General features: G+C 71.7%; 3 protein-coding genes and 1 pseudogene. All 4 read right to left on the bottom strand.

What is annotated here, in order from left to right; genetic code table 11:
- Nucleotides 1-875: pseudogene (locus ACLEQD_RS37945) on the bottom strand (hypothetical protein); the annotation flags it as partial.
- A gap of 207 nt (nt 876-1,082) precedes the next feature.
- On the bottom strand, nt 1,083-2,063 hold the full coding sequence (locus tag ACLEQD_RS37940) for a ChaN family lipoprotein (RefSeq protein WP_410390733.1): 981 nt from the start codon (nt 2,061-2,063) through the stop codon (nt 1,083-1,085).
- Nucleotides 2,064-2,252: 189 nt separating this feature from the next.
- Nucleotides 2,253-3,515: a DUF2254 domain-containing protein gene (locus ACLEQD_RS37935; RefSeq protein ID WP_410390732.1), complete on the bottom strand. Its 1,263-nt coding sequence runs from the start codon at nt 3,513-3,515 to the stop codon at nt 2,253-2,255.
- A gap of 169 nt (nt 3,516-3,684) precedes the next feature.
- Nucleotides 3,685-4,185 carry a hypothetical protein gene (locus tag ACLEQD_RS37930; protein WP_410390731.1) on the bottom strand — a complete coding sequence of 167 codons (501 nt, stop codon included), beginning with the start codon at nt 4,183-4,185 and terminating at the stop codon, nt 3,685-3,687.
- Nucleotides 4,186-4,393: the final 208 nt, after the last annotated feature.

Genomic DNA, 4,393 nt, shown 5'->3' with positions numbered 1-4,393 from the left:
GTCGCGGACGTCCCGTGCCACAGCCGCCCGGCGGCCCTCAGCGGAACGAGCGCGACAGCGGCGACGCCAATGGCGGTGGGGACGCCCAGCCCGGGCGCCAGCGCCACCAGCGCCGACAGCGCGATGAACACCACCGGCAGCAGGGCAAGGCCAATGGCCGCGAGGACCCGCCCCGCCGACCGCGAGCGCCGCGCCAGGAACGTGCCCAGCCCGATGAAGGCCGCGTGGTAGCCCAGGAGCGCGCCCGTGACGATCAACTGCCGGGGCACCCCGCCGAGCGCCCGCCACGCCTCGCGCACCCCCATGAGCGAGCCGCCCAGCACGAGCACCGCGCCCAGGAACCACCAGATGTACTCATGCAGGCGGGGAGGGTTGTCACCCTCGTCGAGCGCGAGCACCGCCTCCAGTCCGCCGCCCCCCATCGAGTCCAGGTGCCCCCGGGCGAACAGCGCCTGTCCGGAGCCCAGCGCCGAGCCCAGCTCCTCCTCGCTGGAGGACGGGCCCGCGTCCAGGGACGCCGCGCGCCGCCGTGCCGCCTGTTCCCGCTCCGCCCGCGCCGTCTCGTCCAGGGAGTGCGCGAGCGACGCAAGCCACCCCGGACGCCACCCGCCCGCGCGGCGAAGCGAGTGGGCGACGCCATCCGCCCAGGCCTCCACGCGAGCCGCGGAGTCCGCCGGAGGTGTCTCCGGGACCGCGACCGGCGGAGGCTCGGGCAGCTCCGGAGCCATGACGACGGCCTCGGCGGGAGCCAGGAGCGAGGCCTCCAGCCGGTCCGCCGTGGCCGGGTCCAGCAACCCATCGAAGCGCCAGCGCTCCAGCCGCCGCTGCATCCGCGCCAGCACGAAGTCATCCAGGTGCCGCCCGGTGGCGGGCACGAGGGCGGCGCCGCACTCAGGGCACAGGGGCCCGGAGTCGGTCGCGCGCGGTTCCGCACAGGCAGGGCAGAGCATGGACACCAGCATACAGGTCCCCCCGCACCCGGCGCGCAGGTCCTGGAGACACAGTCACCTCGCGGCAATTCCAAGACATGAGACTCCGAGAGGAATTGAGCCTGGCTCCCCGGAGCTGGATGGCTTTGGAAGCTACGGCTTCGGGTTGCGTTCGCGCAGCGCCTTGCACGGGTCGTCTTCCGGCATCGCGGGCGTGAACCAGACGTAGTCGTAGGGCAGGGCGGAGGCGCCCACCGCGGCCGAATAGTCCTGGGGCTTCAGCGCCTCCGGCGACACCTCCAGCAGCGCCACGCTCAGCACCGGGCCGTCCTTCGCGCGGCGCTCCAGGTGCGCGGGGACAGCGCGGTCCTTGCGGATGTGGCCGTTGCCGGTGATGAGCACCGCGCCGTCCGCGGGCACGGTCTCCAGCAGCCGGTCCGCCATCATCGCGTCGCGCGCCCGCTGGGCCAGCGCCATGGGCTCCAGCATCTCCCGCGGGAGCTGTCCGCAGTGCGAGCGGTCCAGCTCCTCGCGCACCGCCTCCGCCTCCGCCTCGGGCACGGGCGCCTCCAGCCCCAGGCGCGAGCGCAGGTCGGAGGGCAGCGCCTCCGGTCCCTTCATCACCAGCTCCCGCACCTGTGCGCGGGGGAGGTTGGCGGCGACGATGGGCAGGTGCGCCTGGAGGCCCGCGGTGAACACGGGTTCGTAGAGGCTGAAGGCGGGCCAGCCGCTGTTCGCCCAGTCCACCGCCTTCGCCAGGCCCTCCACGTCCTCCGGCCGGGCCTTCAGCGCCGCGTCCACGGCGGGCTGCTGGGTGACGTCCAGCATCTCGAAGGCGAGCGCGGGGCGCTGGCCCGCGTCCGTCTTGGCGCGCACCAGCTCCGCCTGGAGCCGGTGGTGGTCCGGGTGGTCATGCCGTTCGCCAATGAGGACGAAGCGCGCGGACACCACCGCCGCGCGCAGGGCGCTCTCGTCCACGAAGCGGCCCGCCGCCACGTCCCAGATGCGCCCCACCAGCGGGTGGTCGCGGTGCAGCGACGTGGCCCACTCGCGCGCGGCGGTGGGGGAGGGCTGCTGGCGGCTGGCACAGCCCAGCGACAGCGCGAGGACGAGGACGAAAGGGATTCGCGTCATCCCGTCATCTCACCCCACGAGGCAGGACCGCCTCCCGTGTACGTGGGCTTTGGCGGCATGGGTGGGGCGCACGCCGAGGCGCGAGCCGCCGCCGCGCAAAGGCGCTCACCGCCGAACGCCTGGCCGAGGCCCTGCGCATGGCGCTCTCCTCGTCCGTGGTGGCCCAGGCCGCGGCGATGGGCGAACGCATCAGGTCTCGCCATGCCCCTGTTGGCTCGGAGTCTCCGCGAGCTGTCGCTCGGTCCTGGACTGGAAGTGCTGCTCGTTGGATTTCGTCAGCAGCTCGAGCTGCTCCTGGAGGATGCCGCACCGGGATGGGGGCGCGACCGTGAGCAGGTCCTCCAGCACCGCGCGCAGGCACCGCGACACCTGAAGCGAGCCGGCTCCGGCTTCGCGGATTTCATCGAGGCCGAGCCGGACCAGCCCCTCCCAGCTCGGCTGGAGGATGACGAGGCGAAGCCGTCCCTGGGAATCACATACCGTTTCACGTGGAAACGGCCGGGCCGCGAGGGTGCGCAGCAGGTCGTGAATCTGGTCCAACGCCTGCACAGCCGTCGTTGGATCGTTGACGCCAGGCGAAAGCGCGCGCTCCGCGACATCCACCAGCTGGCGGATGCCAAACGGGATGTCCTGGTGCGGCGTCCGCTCCTTGGCCACCACGACAGTCTCACGCAGTTGCTTCAGCTGGAGTCCAGCGCCCCCCCAGACCTTGAAGAGCGGTGCGCCTCGCGGCACGAAGTCCCCCACCCGCGGGACGAGCTCAATCACCGCGTCATGCGCGCTCGCGAGCTCCAGCAGGGAGCGCTCCTCCACGGTGGCCACGACGCCTGGGGGGCGGTCATGCGGGAAGACCGTGTCCGGAGGGCCCCGCGGCCGTGGGACTCCGCCGGAGTCCACGTGGGGGGCCTTCTCCGGGAAATGTGCCTGCAAGGCCCTCCGGGTCTCGTCCGCCACGCGGAACACCACGTGGACGGCACGGATGGAGTGGGCCATGTGGCTGATGTATTGGACGAAGATGACCACGCTGAGGAGCACCAGGAGCTGTGCGACGAAGATGGACAGCGCGGGGACGAACTCCGGCCTTGCGTCAGTGCCCACCCGCAGCTCGGGCAACAGCCTTATGGCGTAGACGAAACTGCCAATGAACACGCCCATGGAGAAGCGCGTGACCCGGTCCTCGAGGAACGTCTGGAGGATGCGTGAGGAGTACTGGCTGCTGGCCAGCTGCAACACCAGGATGGTGATGGAGAACACCACCCCGGTGAACGTCATCAGGGACGAGGCCACCGTGGAAAGCAGCTCCCGTGCGTTCTCCGCGCCGCCGCCAAAAAGGAACCACGCCTCCTGGTCCTGCCCGATCCGGGAGTCCACCCGCCCCAGTGCCCAGGCGAGGAGCATGGCTCCAAGCAAGGCAATGACAGGGACCGTCCACAGGCTCGTCCTGAGCCTCATCCGAACGTGTGCCAGCTGTGGCTGCCGCATGGCTCACTGTCTCATGAATGGATTTCAAGACGGAAGGCAGACATGGAGGTTGCCTCCCGAGACGACAAGGCCCGCGCTCCCCATGTGAGGGAGGCGGGCCTGGGTGTCAGACATGGGCTGTCTGGCTACGGGCAAGCCGCTACTTGGAGTCCACCACCAGCACCATCCACCGGTCGGTGGCGTGGTCGATGCGCAGGTTGGCGGCACCGGCCTCCTGGAGCTGCTGCACCACGCGCTCCAGGAACTGGAGCTGCTCCGCGGACGCGTCCACGAACACGTTGCGCGCGCCCGGGCCCTTCGCCTTCGGCTTCTTCGCCGGCGCCGCGCCCGCGTGCAGCTCCGGCGCCGCCGCGGCCTTCAGCAGCGTCCCCGCGTCCTCCGACGTCACCTCGGACCGCTCGTCCTGCATGTCCACGTCCTGCTCCTCCTTGGGGGCGGCGGCCGGAGCGGCGGGCTGCGAGGCCAGCTCCTTCTTCGCCTGCTCGCGCAGCTCGTTGAACGTGCGCAGGTTGATGGTCGCGCCGAAGCGGTCCTTGAAGCTGTCCAGGGCCTCCTGGCGGCTCAGGTCGGGCTGGTTGCGGAAGAGGTCGAGCAGGAACGCGTGACGCTCCTGCGACTGCTCCTGGGAAGTCCTGGGCATGGCGGTGTGGCTCCGGCGGTGTGGCCGCGTGAAGAAAGGCGGCGCACCCTATACCCGAGCCCGCCCCCGGAGCGAAAGCCAGGGACCTCTACCGCCCGCGAGGCCCCGGACGCGGCGTGCGGCCCGCGTTGCTCCCGGCGGGCGCGGCTGCACCGGACGGGGCCACGCGTTCGTCGCCAGCCCCTCTCGGGCTCGGCGCTCGCGGCGC

Origin of the sequence: Corallococcus sp. 4LFB (genome assembly GCF_046520365.1) — a bacterium.
GTDB classification, from domain to species: domain Bacteria; phylum Myxococcota; class Myxococcia; order Myxococcales; family Myxococcaceae; genus Corallococcus; species Corallococcus caeni.
The sequence above is the reverse complement of the archived record's forward strand: the minus strand, read 5'-3'. Positions and strand labels throughout refer to the sequence as shown.